Genomic DNA, 18,308 nt, shown 5'->3' on the forward strand with positions numbered 1-18,308 from the left:
GAATATGACGGTCTTAGATTTAACACAGCCAGATCAAGTCCAAAGATATCAAGACTTTGTTAAGACGGCGGCTAAGGGTCAAGTTACCCAAGACCCACTTTGGGGTGACTTGAAGGCTAATTGGGGCCACCTATACCTCTACCATGAAAATGAGAATGGCGACATTGATGCAGCGCTGGCGGTTTTAACTATCGAAGCCGTACCAGGAAAGCTATTGGCATACTGCCCAAAGGGACCTGTTGCTGACGTGACTAATGTCGCCTTGGTCAAGGAATTGGTCCAAGAAGCACTAGCTAATCTGCCAGAAAATGTCTTTTTAGTTCGAATGGATCCAGAGGTACTCTACAACCAAGATTTAGATCAGGCTTACCAAGACGCTGGTTTTTTGACCCGTAACGTTAAAGTCGAGAATATGCATGGCAACATTCAACCACGTAAAAACGTGGTTTTGTTCTATGATGGTCGCGGTGAAGGAGCACAACCAATCACTGATGAAGCCAGCTTGATGAAACACTTCAAAAGCGATTATCGTAATCAAATTCGCCGGGCCATCAAGGATGGTGTCACAGTCACCTCAGGTCGTAACAAGGAAGACATTGAGGCCTTCTTTAAGACCTATACGATGATGGCTCAGGCTCAGGGAATTACCCACCGGCCAATCGAATACTTTTATCGCATGCAAGAACTCTGGGCCGATTCTGATTTGTTCCGGGTTTTCTTGGCTCATTATGACGGTCAAGTAATTGCGGCTGGAATTGGCTTTGGATATGGGGAAAAAATTTGGTATATGTATGCTGGATCAAACCGTGAATTTGCCAAGCATTACGGTCCCTACCTCGTGCAGTGGGAAATGTTGAAGTGGGGTCTTTCCTTAGGAAAGGTTGCTTATGATTTCGGTGGTGTTGGTGAATTTGACCATACTGACGGTTTGTATAAGTTTAAGCACGGTTTCGCCTATCATGACCCACAGGTTGCCTATATTGGGGAACTTGATTGGGTTGTTGACCAGGTAGCCTATCAGAAATACTTAGAACAATTTGCCTAGCCGATAATGGTAGCCCCTAGTTGTGTGAACTAGTCGACTAGCAAACAAGACAAGAAAGGCATCCAATGAGCATTAAAATGATTGCATCCGATATGGATGGTACGTTTTTATCCGGTGAAGATAGTTATGATCAAGAGCACTTTGCTCGGGTTTTGTCACAATTAAAGGAAAAGGGTGTGCGCTTTGTCGCAGCCTCCGGTCGACAAGTGGCCAATTTAAAGGAGTTGTTTGAGCCAATGGCCGCTTACGATTTGTTGGATCAAATTGACTTTGTCGGTTCAAATGGGTCGGTAGTAACGACACCAGGACAAGAACTATATGCGGTTTATCTGACACCTGAACAAATTCGCAAGGTGATTGATTGGAACGCCTTGAACCCTCAATCAGCCGACAATGTGATTGTTTTGGCTGGGGTCAATGGCACTTATATTTCCAACCACGTCAGTCAAGAATTTAAGGAAATGCTTTCGATGTTCTATCCGAATGTCGTCCAGGTTGAAAAACTCTTGAAGATTGACGACAAGATTTTAGGTGTTTCTTTTGTTTGGCCGCATGAAGAGGTTCAGGAACACGTTCAACAATTGGAAGCCGTTTTTGGCGCAGAAGTTCACGTTACCGGTTCTGGTTTTGGCTCCGTTGATGTTTTACCCAAGGGAGTCGATAAGGCGGCGGCCTTGGAAGTTCTTCAAGATTATTACAACATCGCGGATAACGAAGTGATGGTCTTTGGTGATAATACCAATGATTTGGAAATGTTGGCGAGATATGACAACTCTTATCTCATGCCAAATGCGATGCCATTAATGCACGATGCCCATAAGCGTTTGGCCTTAAAGACAAACGTCCAGGATGGCGTGTTAGCAACCATTGAAAGCGAATTGAAGCTTGATCATCAGGTTGAAATGGATTAAAAAAAAGACTCAGCCGAGTCTTTTTTTCTTGCCTCTTAAATTGGTTTTGTGCCCTGGACCTTGGCCGAAGACGATGCTTAATTGGTTTCCTGCTCAGGGATGCCAAAATAATTAACACCAATAGCGAACAAAACACCGATAAAGGTATCGACAATTCGCAAGAAGACGTAGTCGATAGTGGCATCCATTGGTATGGTTAAAGCAATCAACAGAAGGGCAGCGAGACCACCGACGATTCCCAGACTACAGTTTAGCGCGTTCAGGATAACAATCGTGCAGATAACAAAAACTGGAATAATGACGATTGGCATCCAGCTATTGTGGTGCGTAAATTCACGAATCAAAAAGTAAAGCAATGAGAAGAAACCACCAACACTATTTGATAGTAAACGAATTTTGGCGAATTGAATGGTATTGTCCCAATCTTCTCGAAGAGCGAAGACGGCCGCTAAGGCGGGAACCGATGCTGGTCGGTCGACAAAGTGATAAACGAGTAAGACCAACATCACAACAATGGCGGTCTTCAGGGTCCGCATGCCGACGTGGATCTGTAACTTTTTCATGGAGTACTCCTATTTTATTGATAGTATTTAGCGTATCATAGATATTAAAATAAAGGTAATGATTGTTCAATCAGTGAGGTAAAACATGATTAAAAATACAATACTTGATCAACTACATGATCACCAATCAATTCGTTCCTTCTCCGATCGGCCAGTGACCGACGAGGAAGTCGAGGCGATTTTCTCTGCGGCCCTTGCCGGACCAAATATGCAAAACTTTCAACCAGTCACCTTTATTGAAATTACCGACCAAGACCTTAAGAAATCAGTCACTGAAAAGGTGAAAATGAAGTATATTGAAAATGCTACTCGGTATTTTGTTGTTACAGTCGATTGGCACAAGGTTTTGTTAAATCAGGACGCTGAAACCCGGGCGATTATGGAAGAGCGAATCCAGCACTACCAATATTTGGAGGGTGGGATTGTTTCAGCTTCGATTGCCTTGGGCCGTGCTCAGGTGGCGGCTGAATCGCTTGGAATTGGCTCTGTAACAATGGCCGGTGCAATGGGTGCTTTTGAACTATACGAAAGGGAGTTAAACTTACCAAAGTATGTCAAACCGATTATGGGCTTTTCGCTTGGCTACCCTGATCAAAAGCCAGGGATCAAGCCTAAACTACCATTGACTGGTTCGTTGATGAAGGATCATTACGATGACGAGCAAATGAAGGTCGCCATTAAGGAATATGATCAAACGATGGCGACTTACTTTAAGAGTCGCGATATTGATGCCAATTGGACGAAGCATAACGCCTCTTTGTTAACAAAGGGTGCTGCTAACACTGCTCTGTCGCAATACCCCCATGATAAGGGATTCGATTTAAAATAAAATAAAGATGGCTAAAAAGTCGTGCGACCTCTATTGTTAGGGCTCGCAACCGGCTTTTTCTTTTGAACAAAACTAATTTCACCGTGTTGACAAATAGGTCGAAGGTGCTATACTAAAGTCAGATTAGCACTCGATGTATACGAGTGCTAAAAATACAAACGGAGGTTGTGATCCATGTTAAAGCCCTTAGGAGACCGCGTGGTCGTTAGTGTTGCAGAACAAAGTGAAAAGACAGTTGGTGGCATTGTCTTAGCCGCAAATACGCAAGAAAAGCCAGTAACCGGTAAGGTGGTGGCAACGGGGAGTGGCTTGGTAGCCGATTCAGGCCAGAAGCTTGACATGACAGTCAAAGAAGGGGATCAAGTTTTGTTTGATAAGTTTGCCGGTCAGGAATTAACTTATAATGGTCAATCATACTTGGCTCTCCATGAAAAAGACATTATCGCCATCGTTAATTAAACAGCAATTAAAAAACAATTAGCACGAATAATGATGATTTCAATCAGTTTTGGTTAAAGGAGTAAAGAAATGGCAAAGGAATTGAAGTTTGCAGAAGATGCTCGATCAAAGATGAAGGTCGGAGTTGACAAGTTGGCTGACACTGTTAAAACGACTATCGGACCAAAAGGTCGTAACGTTGTTTTGGAAGAGTCTTATGGTTCACCAATTATTACCAATGATGGGGTCACAATTGCTAAGGCGATTGAATTAGAGGACCACTTTGAAAATATGGGGGCCAAGTTGGTGGCTGAAGTTGCTTCAAAAACGAATGACATTGCGGGTGATGGTACCACCACTGCCACCGTTTTGACTCAAGCGATTGTTGGTGAAGGACTCAAGAATGTGACGGCTGGTGCAAACCCAGTTGGTATTCGAACTGGTATTGAAAAGGCAACGGCAGCTGCCGTTGCTAAGTTGCATGAAATGTCTCACACGGTTTCGACTAAGGACGAGATTGCACAGATTGCTTCGATTTCAGCAGCTAACGATGAAGTTGGCTCCTTGATTGCTGAAGCAATGGAAAAGGTTGGCAATGATGGTGTGATTACTATCGAAGAATCAAAGGGGATTGAAACCACTTTGGACGTTGTCGAAGGAATGCAATTTGACCGTGGATACATGTCACAGTACATGGTCACTGACAACGAAAAGATGGAAGCTAATTTAGATAACCCTTATATCTTGATTACGGATAAGAAGATTGGAAATATTCAAGATATCTTACCTGTTTTGCAACAAGTTGTCGAACAGGGTCGGTCAATGTTGATTATCGCTGATGATATTACTGGTGAAGCTTTGCCAACTTTGGTTTTGAACAAGATGCGTGGTACCTTTAACGTTGTTGCTGTCAAGGCACCTGGTTTTGGTGACCGTCGTAAGGCCATGTTGGAAGATATTGCTATCTTAACTGGTGGTACAGTTGTCACGGATGATCTTGGTTTAAATTTGAAGGATGTGACTATCGAACAATTGGGCCAAGCAAATAAGGTCAACATCACAAAAGACAATACGACTATTGTTGAAGGTGCCGGTGACAAGGAAGCCGTGAAGGAACGGGTTGACTTGATTAAGCAACAAATTGCCGACAGCACGTCAGAATTTGACAAGGAGAAGTTGCAGGAACGTTTGGCTAAGTTGGCAGGCGGTGTGGCCGTGATTAACGTTGGGGCTGCTACTGAAACGGAATTGAAGGAACGTAAGTATCGAATTGAGGACGCTTTAAATGCTACTCGAGCTGCCGTTGAAGAAGGCTTTGTCGCTGGTGGTGGTACAGCTTTGGTCAACGCCATGGCTGCCGCTGCTGCCGTTGAAGCTACGGGTGACGTGGCCACAGGTGTTAAGACTGTTGTGGCAGCTCTTGAGGCTCCGGTTCGTCAAATTGCTGAAAACGCAGGCTTGGAAGGCTCTGTCATCGTCAACAAGTTGAAGGAACAACCAGAAGGAACTGGCTACAATGCCAAGACTGATGAATGGGTTGATATGGTCAAGGCAGGAATCGTCGACCCAACGAAGGTAACGCGTTCTGCTTTGCAAAACGCCGCCTCTGTTTCAGCCTTGTTGCTGACAACGGAAGCCGTTGTTGCCGAATTGCCAAAGGAAGACGCACCAATGCCAGCAGCTGCTCAGGGCATGCCGGGGATGATGTAAAAAGAAGGCATTTCTGCTAAAATGTTTTGAAATAAGTGCTAAAGAAAGAAGTAGTCCAATTTGGGTTACTTCTTTCTTTTTTCTAAAAAAATCAGATGGACCGACTGCTTCCTTGTGCTAGAATAAAGTAACGGAGGGAACTTATGACGTTTTATAGTGTTGATTATTTAACCAAGCAAAATAACTTAACCAATACCGTCGTCATCTTACTGGTGGCCTTGACCTTTGTCCTGTTGGCTGTTGGTTTGGTAGCAACTTTTCGTCATCGCTTTAATACGCGCTATCGTGATTTGACGATCATTGCTTTTTTATTTTTTGTTTTTTTTGCGGGTGTTCAGTTTACTGATTTGCAAAACACAAATATCAGAAATTCACAGCAAAGTCAGATGACGGCCTTTGTTAAAAACTATGTCAAAGCACAGCATGTTAAAATCGACGATGTCTATTTTAATTCGACTTCGCTCGTTGACGGCATGATTGCTAAAGAAGGCAAGAATTATTACCAAATTGGCCTTTCAAAGGATGGCCTGTCCTATACCAGGACCCAGGTTTATTTGATTAATGCGAATGTGGAGGTACAACGATGAGTTTTTACTTACCGATTATTTTAAAGTTGGGCATCGGCCTGATTGCCTTGATCGTTCAAATTAATATTTTTGGAAAGGGAAATTTGGCTCCATCAAATGCCTTAGACCAAGTTCAAAACTATGTTTTAGGTGGTATCATTGGAGGAACCATTTATACGGCAACAATTACCGTTTTTCAGTTCATCATCGTGCTTGTGATCTGGACACTTTGGGTAATGATTTTGAAGTTCTTAAAAGAACATAATCGTTTGGCAAAAAAGATTATTGATGGCACACCAAAGGTTGTGATTGATCGCGGTCAGATTGATGTTGATGCTGTCGTAATGGCCGGCCAGTCGGCTTCTGATTTGATGTTTAAGCTCCGGGAACATGAAGTTTACGATGTTTCCAAAGTGAAGCGAGCCGTGATTGAACAAAACGGTCAGCTGACTGTGATTGAATATGGCGATCAGAATCCCAAATATCCGATTATTTATGATGGCCAGGCGAACTTTGATGTCTTAGATGCCATTGATCAAGACGAAGACTGGTTGGAAAATCAGGTGATTGCCGAAGGCTATGCTGGTATTAATGATATCTTCGTTGGCGAATACATTCAGGGGAAGATTCGGTTGACCCCTTATAATCAAAGTGATCAAAAGAAGTAAACGCTTGTTGTCAAGGCGAGCGTAGAAAGGATTTTTCATTGACGCTTAAAAAAATCTATCATCGCGCTCGCACTAGTCGAGTTTGGACGATTGTGGTGCCAATGCTTGTTGGCATTGCTTATTCGTGGTGGCGTTACCAACGACTTTTGTTTTGGCCAAGCTTATTGCTGGTAGTGACGGTCGCTGTAGTCAAGCTTGCCTATGATTGGTGGTTTGACCAGTACCCGAGTCATTCAATTTGGATTTTGCGGCTGAAACGGGTCATTGACGTTATCTTGCCATACTTTTTAATTGTTTTAATGCTGCTCTTGAATACAAAATTCAAGCCAACTGCGGGACTTTTAACCGTTTGGTTCGGAATTGCGTTTCCCTCGATTGCCTTTTCGCTGTCAATTTCAATTGCCAAGGACGTTCGCAAAATTCGCGCAGAGGAAATTAGTACAAAGGAGTTCCAGCATGCTCAAAGTCGGGCCAGTTGGGTACGTCCGATTTTCTTGCTTTTACCGGTTCTGGCCTATGCAGAAATCTTTTTGCTAACGCTATCGGGTTACCTGCCACTGCTTGCTTGGGCAATGATTGTTTTGTTTCCATTAGTTTTTGCTCAGGCTTTGGCGGTTGGCTTAGAATCAGATTTGGATAAGTCAGCTGATTTACCGGCTCGTAACCTCTTTTTGACGGGGATTGCCCTTGTCTTAGTACTAATAATTGCCGGTGCTTGAATATCAAAAAAGAAAACCGATGACTGTGAGGTCTGAACCCTGAAGTTTGGATTCAGATCACGACTGTCATCGGTTTTTTAGCGCTTAAACAAATTCATTTAAGTTTTCAACGGATTGGACTTGGAACCGCTTGCGTTCAAGTTTTGTGATAATCTTACGCAGGATGGGAGAGTCTTTTGTTAGTGGCAGGGTAAAGAGGATTGATTTCGGCTCGTTTTTCTCGTTTTGAATGGAAAGAACGGACTCGATATTCGTGTAGCGGGTGATAACCCGAGTGATTTGTTGTAGATTTCCCCGTTCTTCTTGCTTGGTCTTTACAGCAAGCGAAACACCACCCTTTTGGAGGGACCATGACTGTGACAGGAGGTCCATTAAGGAGGAATGGGTAAGAACGCCAATAAAGTGGTGGGCGTCATCAACCACAGCGATGTGTGGTAGGTCACGAATAGCGAAGAAAAGTTCATAGAAATCAGCCGAAGTTGAGATAAACTTGGTTGAATTGCGCATAATCGAGGTGGCCCGCTTGCTTGTGTCACCGCCGCGAGCAATATACTCATAAACGTGTTGACGGTAAACATTACCACGGAAGAGGTGACCAGTGGTATCTAGAATTGGAATTGTGCGGATGTGATCGGCTTTTTTACTTTCAAACAGTTCGTAGACTTCTTTAATGGTGGTGTCTTCGCTGATGGTGAGTAATTGATTCTTAGGGACGATCAAAGACTTTGGAAACATAGATTTGCCTGCCTTTATAAAAGTTATTTCTTTGCTCTATCCTAACATATTTATGTGTCAAACTTGCGTGTTATAATGATAAGATTAGGATGTTAGTAGAAATGTTTGAAAGGGAACCCTGATGAAATTTATTTTTGGTCTTGGAAATATTGGTGAGAGCTATGATTTGACGAGACATAACATTGGCTTTATGGCCTTAGACCACTTTGCGGCTAGTCAGGGGGTCGAATTTGTACCAACGAAACTGTATGCATCGGCGGCCAAGGCTGTGATTGATGGGGAAGTGGTTTGGTTGGTTAAGCCAAGTACTTATATGAACGATTCCGGTCAAGCAGTTCGGGCCTTTTTGGACTTTTACGGCGGGGATGTTGATGATATTCTCGTGTTGGCCGATGATATGGATCAATCCTTTGGCAAGATTCGCTTTCGGGCAAAGGGTTCGGCTGGCGGCCATAATGGATTAAAATCAATTATGGCTCATACGAAAACGCAAGGATTCTTGCGTTTGAAGTTTGGGATTGGCCACCCAGACCATGACCATCAGTCGGTCGTTAATTACGTCTTGGGAAAATTTTCAAAAGATGATTTAGCTACCTGGGATGACACCTTTAAAAAGGTCGACCAGGCCCTAGTGGATTGGGTTCATGGGGCCAATGCAGCTGAATTGAGCAATCAATATAATGGGTAAGCATGACGTTAACAAAATATTTAGCGAACAATGAAACAATTACGAGATTAACCGAACAACAAAAGCCTGGCGAGCGCCAGCTTTTTTTGGGTGTGAATGGGGCGGCGAAAGCGGCTTCGTTAGCCGCGCTTTATGCACGACGACCACAGCCAATCCTGGTACTCACTGATACCCAGGCTCACTTGGAGGACTTGGCGAATAACTTGGCTGATTTAGTAGCTGAAGAGGACCTGTATCGTTTTTCGGCCGAGGAGGCACTGGCGACAGAACTTGCCGTCTCCTCTAATTCTTTCGTGACTGACCGAGTAGAGGCTTTACAGGGCTTGGCTACCGGACAAGTAGGGATTTACCTGACAAATTTGGCGGCCTTCGTTCGTTATGAGCCACAGGTGACTGACTTCACTAATGCGCAAATGCGTTTGAAGGTTGGTGAAAGTTATGATTTTCAGGATTTGAAAGCGCGGTTTTTGACACTGGGTTACCGTTTGGTTGTCCGGGTGGAAAATCCGGGTGAATACGCCCAACGGGGCTCTATTTTTGACGTTTTTCCACCGACAGCCGATAATCCTTACCGTCTCGATTTTTTTGATGATGAATTGGATATGATTAAGACCTTTGATCCATCTAGTCAAAAGAGTGCCAATTCGGTGACGGGGGTCACGGTCTTACCAGCAACTGATTTGGTGATTGACCAAGACCGCTATCAGGCTGGTAAGACCCGTTTGGAGGAGGCCTTTTCAGCCTATCGTAAGCGTTTGCCAGGGGTGGAGAAAAAACATGCCACTGAAGGCTTTGATAGTACACAGACGGCACTTGATGAAGGCAGGCGGGACCAATCGATTCTGCCTTACGCTCAGTATTTTTTCCAAGAGAAGACGACGCTGATTGATTATTTGGGTCAAGAGGGATTATTTGTTGTTGATGATTTTGTCCGCCTGCAGGAAAGCGCCTTGTCACAGAATAGCCTTGACCAGGAATGGCTTGACCAACAGGTCGAGACGTACCAGATTTTGCCGCCATTGGCTATTAAGGAAGACTTGGAGGCTATTTTAGGTCGAGTTTCTCAGGCCGAACTTTACTTGGCCAACTTTCAGCGGGGCTTGAATAAGTTAACATTTGCTCATCTGGAAGAAATAACATCCAGGCCGGCAAACCAATACTACGGTCAAATTCCGGCTCTGTTACCGGATTTGCAGTTTGCAAAAGACCGGGGCACGACCATGGTGCTTTTAATTAGCGACCGTGATCGAGCACAAAACTTTGTGGCCACACTGAAAGACCATGATTTAACAGTGCCAATCAACCGCGAGATTCAAGCCAATCAGGTCCAAATCATTATCGGTAACCTAGGTGCTGGTTTTGAGTGGCCTAAGACCCACTTAACGGTCTTAACTGAACGGGAGTTGTTTGATAAGGCGCGGAAGCCGGTGGCTCGTCGGTCGCGGAAGATGGCCAACGCCGAACGCTTGAAGTCTTATAATGAACTTCAGGTTGGCGACTATGTCGTGCATATTAACCATGGGATTGGTCAGTATCAGGGCTTGCAAAGTCTAGAAGCCGACGGCGGTAAACAGGACTATTTGGTAATTTTGTACCAAAAGAATGCTAAGATCTTTTTGCCGGTAACCCAGTTAAACTTGATTCAAAAGTATATTGGCGGATCAGATGCTGGTAAGAAGCCCAAGATTAACAAACTGGGCGGGACTGAATGGCAAAAGACTAAGAAGCAAGTTCAAAATAAAATTGAAGATATTGCCGACGAGCTGTTGGAACTGTACGCCGAGCGGGAGGCAAAACAGGGCTATGCCTTTCCACCCGATGATACGGCCCAATTAAAGTTTGATACGGCTTTTCCCTATCCGGAAACGCCTGATCAGGTCCGCAGTATCGAAGAGATTAAGGCCGACATGCAGCGCTTGCGGCCAATGGATCGGCTATTAGTGGGAGATGTCGGCTTCGGTAAAACCGAGGTTGCTTTGCGAGCGGTTTTCAAGGCTGCTCATGCTGGCAAGCAGGTTGCCTTTTTGGCGCCAACGACGATCCTTGTCCAACAACACTATGAGACCATGGTCGAACGCTTTGCTGATTTTCCAGAGATTCGGATTGGCCACCTGTCGCGGTTCCAAACGGCAGCAGAAAACAAGCAGACCATCCAGGCATTAAAGGATCACGAAATCGATATCGTTGTTGGCACACACCGCTTATTGAGCGCCGATGTGGCCTTTGCCGACCTAGGGTTACTAGTCATCGATGAGGAACAGCGTTTTGGTGTGAAGCACAAGGAAAAGTTAAAGCAAATCAGGACCAATGTGGATGTCTTGACGTTAACGGCGACACCAATACCACGAACGCTGAATATGGCAGTCGTTGGTGCTCGCGATTTGTCTGTGATTGAAACGCCACCATTGAACCGTTATCCAATTCAGACCTACGTGGTCGAACTCGATTGGACATTGGTGCGCGATGTGATTGGCAAGGAGTTAGCCCGCAATGGCCAGGTCTTCTATCTGCATAATCGGGTGGCTGATTTGGAGCGGATTGCGGATCAAATTCAAGACTTGGTTCCTGACGCTCGAGTCGGAGTCATTCACGGTCAAATGTCAGAAGTTCAATTGGAGGGAATTCTCTACTCCTTCTTAAATCAGGAATTCGATGTTCTGGTGACAACGACGATTATTGAGACCGGGGTGGACATTCCCAATGCGAATACGTTGATTGTTGATAATGCCGATCACATGGGATTGTCGCAGCTTTACCAGCTTCGCGGTCGCGTCGGACGATCGGCTCGGTTAGCTTATGCCTACTTTACTTATCCGTTTACTCGTACGCCAAGTGAAGAGGGACAAAAGCGGCTGGAAGCCATTCGGGACTTTACGGAGCTGGGATCTGGTTTTAAAATTGCAATGCGTGACCTATCGATTCGAGGCGCTGGCGATCTGCTTGGCAAGCAGCAACACGGCTTTATTGATTCAGTCGGGTATGATTTGTATACACAGATGCTCAAAGAGGCGGTTGCTGCAAAGCAAGGTCAACCCCAGCCGGCAGCGACACCGCAAACGGATGCCGAACTGATTTTGGGGGTATTAGCCTTCTTGCCGGATGATTATGTGGCGGATTCGGCTGAAAAGATTGATCTTTACCGTCAAATTCGTCAGGCAAAGTCAGATGAAGACTTTGAGAATGTTGAAGCGGATTTGATTGACCGCTTTGGTGACTTCCCAGATGAGGTTGGTCGCCTGTTGTTGGTTTCTCGCATCAAGAATCTGGCTGATTTGGCCGAGGTAACGCAAATAAGGCGTCAAAGGAATCAAGTCACAGTTCGCTTTGCTGAATCGATGACCAGCAAGTTAGCTGGGGAAACAATTTTCCAAGCCTTGCAGGATGTGCCTTATAAGGCGGTTGTCGATGGCAAGCAAGCTCAGTTGGCCGTCACATTAACCATTGATTTGAAAGAGGAGTCAGCGTACTGGCTCAATAACCTGCGAAACTTCCTCTTGGTTGTTTTGCAACTGACAAAAAAGGATGAAATGAATGCGAATTGATAAGTTTTTAAAGCTTTCACGGATTATTAAGCGCCGGGCCGTTGCCAAAGATTTGGCTGACCAAGGGCGGATTGAAATTAACGATAAGCGGGCTAAATCAGCTGCTAATGTTGGTACCAATGACTTGATTACGATTCATTTTGGTAATAAGACATTAGTAGTCAGGGTTTTGAAGTTGGCTGAAATCGTTAAAAAGGACGAAGCACAAGATATGTACGAAGTTGTTTCCGAGTCTTATCAGCAAGATGACAAGGAAGGTTAAATTTGTCTAAAGTCTGCTGATTCGCCTTGCAAGTCTATTGCGATTATGTCAGAATAATACTGATAAGGAGTGGGGCAATGGTAGAAACTGAGCACCGACAATCGAATATTCGACCGTTAAATGCTCGGATTGCCAAGCAGATTGCTGCCTCTGATGCCCGTCGCGAAGCCAGTCGTAGGCACTATGCCAGGGCTCACCACTTACGGGAACGGCGGATTGTCCTAGTCGGCCTTGCCGTCGCGGCGGTTTTCATGGTTCAACTTGTCATGGGGCAGGTGCGATTGCACGCTGCTAATCAAACGTTGACTAAGTCCGAATTGGCCCTTCAAGCTGTTCAAAAGCAAAATAAATCCTTGAAGAAAACGGCGAACCAATTGAATGATCCAACTTACTTGCAACAAATTTTGCGTGATAAGTACGGATACTCACGTAAGGACGAAACAATCTATAACTTACCGGACAAATCTTAATTATTTGTTTGAAAGCCACCCTGGATAAGGGTGGCTTTTTCTTTATGACAATGGGTAAAATAAAAGCGATGAAGAAAACGATTGCACAGACAATTAAAGAAACAGAATGGCCAAACAAGGTGGTGTTAGCGGTCTCTGGTGGTCTCGATTCGATGACTCTTCTTGACTCATTGCGTCGTTATCGGCCGGAGCTGGATTTGGTCGTTGCCCATGTCAATTATCAATTGCGTGGTGCTGCTTCCGATGGCGATGAGGCCTTTGTGAGAAATCAGTGTCAGGATCGCCAAATTCCCTGTTATGTTAAAAAAGTGACAGCGCCAGGAAAAAACGGCGTTGAGGCTTGGGCGCGAAAAATACGTTACGATTTTTTTGATCGAGTTGCCCAAAAAACTGGTGCCAAGGCTATTATCCTGGCCCAGCACCTGGATGACCAGGTGGAAACGCTGCTGTTACAATTAATTCGGGGTGGTTTAGCCCAACATAAGTGGGGAATGTCGGGGCAATCAAATTACTATTTGCGACCCTTTCTTGATTTTTCAAAAGAAGAGCTGAAAGCCTACGCCCAAGAGCACCAAGTCAGTTGGCGGGAAGATGCGACAAATGCAGATCCGAGTTATACCGGCCGTAACCAACTGCGCCACGAAGTTATTCCGGCCTTGATGGCTATTAACGCCAAGGCAAAAGACCATTTAGTTGATTTTGCCAAGCAGGAGGCTGCTGACCAAGTGTTGTTACGGGAGCAGGTGAAAAACTTTTTGCCGATTTTTCAGACTGATTTTCAGCGGGTGCCAAGGCCCTGGTGGGCGAAAACCGTGTTGTTGTGGTTGCAAAATCAGGGAATCTATCATGTTAAAAATGGACAGTTGGCTGCTATTTTGTCTCTATTGGCCAATGAACAAAAGCCAAATGGTCAGGTTGATTTGGGGGATGGTTGGCTGGTGGTGAAGGCTTATTCTCAGGTTCAACTGGTAAAAGAAGAAAAAACTGCAAAAAATGGCCGAAAGCCCGAAGAACTTGTGTTAAAATTAGACCAATGGCAATTTTTTGACCATGGCCAGCTTTTGTGGACACAAAAAAAACCGCAAAAAGCTGATCAAGCTCTGGTTTTACCCGAACATTTGGTAGGCGATTTAACGTTATCTTTGGCTCAAAAAGCTGATCGTGTCCCTCTGAAAATCGGCACAAAATCAGTGCGTCGTCTCTTGATTGACAAAAAAATTCCGGTCACATTACGGGAGAAGACCTGGCTATTAACAGATCAAAGTCAAACAGTTTTGGCTGTTTGGTTAGGTCAACAGGTTTGGTACCTGCCCGCCGGACGTGATCGTCCGAATGTAGCTAAGCAATGGTTAGTATGGCGAATTGAGGAAAATTAGTGAATAACGATATCGAAGAAGTATTATATGACCAAGAGCAAATCCACGAAGCAGCGGTTCGCCTTGGTCAAACCATTACCAAAGACTACGCGGGGAGAAAGCCCCTCGTTTTGTCAGTGCTCAAAGGGGCGTACCTTTGGACGGCGGATTTGGTTCGTGAAATCGACTTGTACGTTGATTTAGAATTTATTAAAATTTCCTCCTACCACGGTGGGGTAACATCGTCCAATGAAATTCAGTTGGTAACAGATGTCCAGTCTGATGTTGCTGGACGCGATGTTTTGATTTTAGAAGACATCGTTGATACAGGTCAGTCCTTGCTATTTTTGAAGGACTTACTTAAAGATCGTGGCGCTAACTCCGTGCAGGTCGCTACGTTCTTAGACAAAAAGGGTGGCCGAAAGATTGAAATCGATGCCGATTATGTTGGCTTCGACGTTCGTAACGAATTTGTTGTTGGTTATGGTTTGGACTATGCAGGCTTGTATCGTAACTTGCCTTACGTTGGTATTCTGAAAAAGGATATTTATAGTTAACATCCATTTAATCTCACACCCGTATAATTTATAGCAACTTTTATCAAGATTGAGGACTCCCGATGAAAAAAAATAACGGTGGCTTCTTTAGAAGCTCCTTTCTATATGTCATCATCTTCTTGGCGGTTATTGCCGGAATTTACTCACTAGTTGGTGGGTCAAGTGGCGGAACAAAGACGTTATCATCGTCTGATTTCGTTAAGCAATTGTCTGACAAAGAGATTGACTCTTTCACAATCCAGCCCGGTAACGACGTTTACACGGTGACTGGAACTTATAAGAACAGCCAAAAGTCATCATCGACTGGTCAAGGCTTGAATAGCCTTTTGGCAAATCAGACTTCGACAACGAAGTTTTCAACTTCTGTTTTGGAAAATGATTCATCATTGAAGCAAATTACTGATTTGGCCAAGAAGACCAACACTGATATGACGACCAAGCCAGCACCATCTTCTGGCTTCTGGTTGAACTTGATTATTTCAATTGTGCCATTGCTCTTGATTGTTGGTGTCTTCTACTTGATGATGTCCCAATCAAGCGGTAAGGGCGGTCAAGGCGGCATGATGGGGAACTTTGGTAAGTCAAAGGCCAAGCCTTCTGATCCGAAGGACAACAAGATTCGCTTTGAAAACGTCGCTGGTTCTGATGAAGAAAAGGAAGAACTGGTTGAAGTTGTTGAATTCTTGAAATCACCAAAAAAGTTCGTGGATATGGGCGCCCGGATTCCAAAGGGGGTTTTGCTTGAGGGCCCTCCCGGAACTGGTAAGACATTACTAGCAAAGGCTGTTGCCGGTGAAGCCTCCGTACCATTTTTCTCGATGTCTGGTTCAGACTTTGTTGAAATGTTTGTCGGTGTTGGAGCCTCCCGTGTCCGTGATTTGTTCGAAGAAGCAAAGAAGGCTGCCCCTGCCATTATCTTTATCGATGAAATCGATGCCGTTGGTCGTCGCCGTGGTTCCGGTGTTGGCGGTGGTAATGATGAACGTGAGCAGACGTTAAATCAAATCCTGATTGAAATGGATGGATTTGAGAACTCTGAAGGGGTAATCATTCTGGCATCAACCAACCGTTCTGATGTTTTGGATCCAGCCTTGCTTCGTTCAGGTCGTTTTGACCGCAAGATTTTGGTTGGCGCTCCTGATGTTAAGGGTCGTGAAGCGATTTTAAAGGTTCACGCTAAGAACAAGCCATTGGCACCGGCCGTCGACTTGAAGGCAATTGCCCATCAAACGCCTGGTTATGTTGGGGCTGATTTGGAAAACTTGTTGAACGAAGCGGCTTTGTTGGCTGCTCGCCGTGACAAGAAGTTAATTGACTCCGCTGACTTGGATGAAGCAGAAGATCGAATTTTCCAAGGACCTGCCAAGGCAAACCGGGCAATGTCCGAGTTGGAACGCAAGACAACTGCCTTCCACGAAGCCGGTCATGCTTTGGTTGGCTTGGTTCGGTCAAACGCTTCCGTTGTTCGGAAGGTGACAATTGTGCCGCGTGGACGCATTGGTGGTTATGCTTTGATGACGCCAAAGACGGACCGTTATAACATCCGTTATTCAGAAGCTAAGGAACAATTGGCTGGTTTGATGGGTGGCCGTGCCGCCGAATTGGCAACATTTAACGAAGCTTCATCGGGTGCTGCTAATGATTTCCAGCAGGCAACGAATTTGGCCCGTCAAATGGTGACGGCCTATGGAATGTCTGAAAAGTTGGGAATGGTCCAACTTGAAGGAAATGCTTCGGTTGGCTATAGCGAACAGGGTGGCGCCCAGTCATATTCAGACGAAACGGCTGCATTGATTGATGAAGAAGTGCGTCGTTTGACAAGGGAAGCCTTTGAAGAAGCAACCAAGATTTTGACGGAGCACAAGGACAAGTTGGCAGCGATTGCCAACGCCTTGTTGGATGTGGAATCATTGGATGAAAAGCAGATCAAAGACATCTACGAAACCGGTCACTTTACCAAGAAGGGTGAAGAAGACGAGGAGGATGCCAAGTCATTTGATGAAACCAAGGCTTCCTTGGACCACAAGGAAGACGAAGTGGAAGATGAAGAGCAAAAGGGTGATGAAAACCCAACAAAGCCTCTTGACCAAAATGATGAACAAGCTGAATCCGCAGACGATACGACCGACTCAGATCAATGAGTTTTTTAAAAAAGTTGGCTTAGGCCGGCTTTTTCTTTTACAATAAAGACAAGAACAGATAAAGGAATTTTTATGTCAGATCAATTAATTAAGGTCATTACAAAAGACGAGGCCTTCCGTGCCTTTGCTATCGACGGGACAAAGTTAGTCCAAGAAGCAGCAAGTGCTCACCATGCCTCACGGATTGCAACAGTCGTTTTGGGACGGGCATTGCTAGCAACAGAAATCTTGGCCCAGGCAACCCTGAAGGGCGAGGAACGTCTTGGCGTGAAGATGGACGGTAAGGGGCCGATTGGTAACGTTGTGACGGAAGCAGATGCGCATGGGGCAGTTCGTGGTTATGTAACGAACCCTCAATTGGAACCAATCGTTAACGATGATGACCAATTAAACGTGGCTGGTGCTGTCGGCAACCATGGTTCTTTCCAAGTGACAAAATTAGCGCCTTATTCAAAACCCTACCTCGGTCAATCAATTATTGTTTCTGGTGAAATTGGTGATGATTTCACTTATTATTTGACCCAATCTGAGCAGATTCCATCCGTGATTGGTGTCGGTGTGACCATGAATCCGGATGACACAGTCGCATCTGCTGGCGGTTTTTTGGTCCAGGCATTGCCGGGAGCAACAGAAGCCCAGTTGGATCAATTAGATGAGCACTTGCAGCAGATGACACCACTGTCGCAGTTATTGTCTGAAAAGAAGGGACCTCTAGCAGTTTTGGATGATCTTTTGGGTAAGGATAATTATACGTCTTTGTCTTCCGTGGCTGTTGGCATCGCCGCTGAGCCACCAAAAGAGGCCTATGGTGAAATGCTAGCCACGTTACCCTCTCATGAAGTTCAGGCAATGATTGATGAGGATGGTGGTGCAGAAGTTGTTGGTCGTTTCTCAGGGAAGAAGCACTATTTTGAAGCCAGTGAACTAGAAAAAATCTTAAGCAAGATTCTAAAGCGTGAAGCCGAAGTTGAAGAAAAAGCTGATGAAAAATCAGATTCGGATCACGAAAAGAGCGAAGACTAACGTTAAGAAAAATTGAGAAAAGACGATGAGACGGGCAAACCAGGCGGTTTGCCCTTTTGTCTTGGCCGTTGTTTTGTTATACTGGA

Annotated in this window: 18 protein-coding genes; 16 read left to right on the plus strand and 2 right to left on the minus strand. The window is 44.9% G+C overall.

Annotated elements, in window-relative coordinates; all coding sequences use genetic code 11:
- The first annotated feature begins 4 nt into the window (after positions 1 to 4).
- Together ACSYSR_RS04260 and ACSYSR_RS04265 are read left to right on the plus strand one after the other, a co-directional pair.
- Positions 5 to 1,045: a lipid II:glycine glycyltransferase FemX gene (locus ACSYSR_RS04260; RefSeq protein ID WP_489816041.1), complete on the plus strand. Its 1,041-nt coding sequence runs from the start codon at positions 5 to 7 to the stop codon at positions 1,043 to 1,045.
- Positions 1,046 to 1,110: 65 nt separating this feature from the next.
- Positions 1,111 to 1,956, plus strand: a complete 846-nt coding sequence (locus ACSYSR_RS04265; protein ID WP_252773496.1) for a Cof-type HAD-IIB family hydrolase — start codon at positions 1,111 to 1,113, stop codon at positions 1,954 to 1,956.
- Between the two features lie 77 nt (positions 1,957 to 2,033).
- On the opposite strand, the gene ACSYSR_RS04270 is transcribed toward ACSYSR_RS04265, so the two are convergent.
- Positions 2,034 to 2,519 (minus strand): FUSC family protein, encoded by a 486-nt coding sequence (locus ACSYSR_RS04270; protein ID WP_252773497.1) that lies wholly within the window; start codon positions 2,517 to 2,519, stop codon positions 2,034 to 2,036.
- Positions 2,520 to 2,607: 88 nt separating this feature from the next.
- On the opposite strand from ACSYSR_RS04270, the gene ACSYSR_RS04275 reads away from it, so the two are divergent.
- The 6 genes from ACSYSR_RS04275 to ACSYSR_RS04300 all read left to right on the plus strand — a co-directional run bounded on the left by ACSYSR_RS04275 (position 2,608) and on the right by ACSYSR_RS04300 (position 7,449).
- A complete protein-coding gene (locus tag ACSYSR_RS04275) occupies positions 2,608 to 3,348 on the plus strand; it encodes a nitroreductase family protein (protein ID WP_489816528.1) in 741 nt (246 codons plus the stop codon).
- Positions 3,349 to 3,522: 174 nt separating this feature from the next.
- Positions 3,523 to 3,807: a co-chaperone GroES gene (gene groES / locus ACSYSR_RS04280; RefSeq protein ID WP_252773498.1), complete on the plus strand. Its 285-nt coding sequence runs from the start codon at positions 3,523 to 3,525 to the stop codon at positions 3,805 to 3,807.
- 69 nt (positions 3,808 to 3,876) lie between these two features.
- Entirely contained in the window at positions 3,877 to 5,496 is a 1,620-nt protein-coding gene (gene groL / locus ACSYSR_RS04285) for a chaperonin GroEL (protein WP_252773499.1), read from the plus strand.
- A 143-nt stretch (positions 5,497 to 5,639) separates the two neighbouring features.
- Entirely contained in the window at positions 5,640 to 6,083 is a 444-nt protein-coding gene (locus tag ACSYSR_RS04290; RefSeq protein WP_252773500.1) for a DUF3290 domain-containing protein, read from the plus strand.
- Positions 6,080 to 6,730, plus strand: a complete 651-nt coding sequence (locus ACSYSR_RS04295; RefSeq protein WP_252773501.1) for a DUF421 domain-containing protein — start codon at positions 6,080 to 6,082, stop codon at positions 6,728 to 6,730. Before ACSYSR_RS04290 ends, ACSYSR_RS04295 begins: the two co-directional genes overlap by 4 nt.
- A 38-nt stretch (positions 6,731 to 6,768) precedes the next feature.
- Complete coding sequence (locus ACSYSR_RS04300) at positions 6,769 to 7,449, plus strand: hypothetical protein (RefSeq protein WP_252773502.1); 681 nt, start codon at positions 6,769 to 6,771, stop codon at positions 7,447 to 7,449.
- 84 nt (positions 7,450 to 7,533) lie between these two features.
- Here ACSYSR_RS04300 and cbpA read toward each other — a convergent pair whose 3' ends face one another.
- Positions 7,534 to 8,184 (minus strand): cyclic di-AMP binding protein CbpA, encoded by a 651-nt coding sequence (gene cbpA / locus ACSYSR_RS04305; RefSeq protein WP_252773503.1) that lies wholly within the window; start codon positions 8,182 to 8,184, stop codon positions 7,534 to 7,536.
- A 121-nt stretch (positions 8,185 to 8,305) separates the two neighbouring features.
- Here cbpA and pth point away from each other — a divergent pair, with 121 nt between their 5' ends.
- The 8 genes from pth (at position 8,306) to hslO (ending at position 18,222) form a co-directional block, all read left to right on the plus strand.
- Positions 8,306 to 8,872 carry an aminoacyl-tRNA hydrolase gene (gene pth, locus ACSYSR_RS04310; protein WP_252773504.1) on the plus strand — a complete coding sequence of 189 codons (567 nt, stop codon included), beginning with the start codon at positions 8,306 to 8,308 and terminating at the stop codon, positions 8,870 to 8,872.
- Positions 8,873 to 8,874: 2 nt separating this feature from the next.
- Positions 8,875 to 12,414: a transcription-repair coupling factor gene (gene mfd, locus ACSYSR_RS04315; protein ID WP_489816040.1), complete on the plus strand. Its 3,540-nt coding sequence runs from the start codon at positions 8,875 to 8,877 to the stop codon at positions 12,412 to 12,414.
- Positions 12,404 to 12,676: an RNA-binding S4 domain-containing protein gene (locus tag ACSYSR_RS04320; RefSeq protein WP_252773506.1), complete on the plus strand. Its 273-nt coding sequence runs from the start codon at positions 12,404 to 12,406 to the stop codon at positions 12,674 to 12,676. The genes mfd and ACSYSR_RS04320 overlap by 11 nt, the downstream gene beginning before the upstream one ends.
- Positions 12,677 to 12,753: 77 nt before the next feature.
- A complete protein-coding gene (locus ACSYSR_RS04325; protein ID WP_252773507.1) occupies positions 12,754 to 13,146 on the plus strand; it encodes an FtsB family cell division protein in 393 nt (130 codons plus the stop codon).
- A gap of 44 nt (positions 13,147 to 13,190) precedes the next feature.
- Positions 13,191 to 14,522 (plus strand): tRNA lysidine(34) synthetase TilS, encoded by a 1,332-nt coding sequence (gene tilS / locus ACSYSR_RS04330; RefSeq protein ID WP_489816039.1) that lies wholly within the window; start codon positions 13,191 to 13,193, stop codon positions 14,520 to 14,522.
- Positions 14,522 to 15,058 (plus strand): hypoxanthine phosphoribosyltransferase, encoded by a 537-nt coding sequence (gene hpt, locus ACSYSR_RS04335; RefSeq protein WP_252773509.1) that lies wholly within the window; start codon positions 14,522 to 14,524, stop codon positions 15,056 to 15,058. The genes tilS and hpt overlap by 1 nt, the downstream gene beginning before the upstream one ends.
- Positions 15,059 to 15,120: 62 nt before the next feature.
- On the plus strand, positions 15,121 to 17,199 hold the full coding sequence (ftsH, locus tag ACSYSR_RS04340) for an ATP-dependent zinc metalloprotease FtsH (protein ID WP_252773510.1): 2,079 nt from the start codon (positions 15,121 to 15,123) through the stop codon (positions 17,197 to 17,199).
- A 72-nt stretch (positions 17,200 to 17,271) separates the two neighbouring features.
- On the plus strand, positions 17,272 to 18,222 hold the full coding sequence (gene hslO / locus ACSYSR_RS04345) for an Hsp33 family molecular chaperone HslO (RefSeq protein ID WP_252773511.1): 951 nt from the start codon (positions 17,272 to 17,274) through the stop codon (positions 18,220 to 18,222).
- Positions 18,223 to 18,308: the final 86 nt, after the last annotated feature.

It is taken from the genome of Fructobacillus sp. ESL1096, from assembly GCF_058511985.1.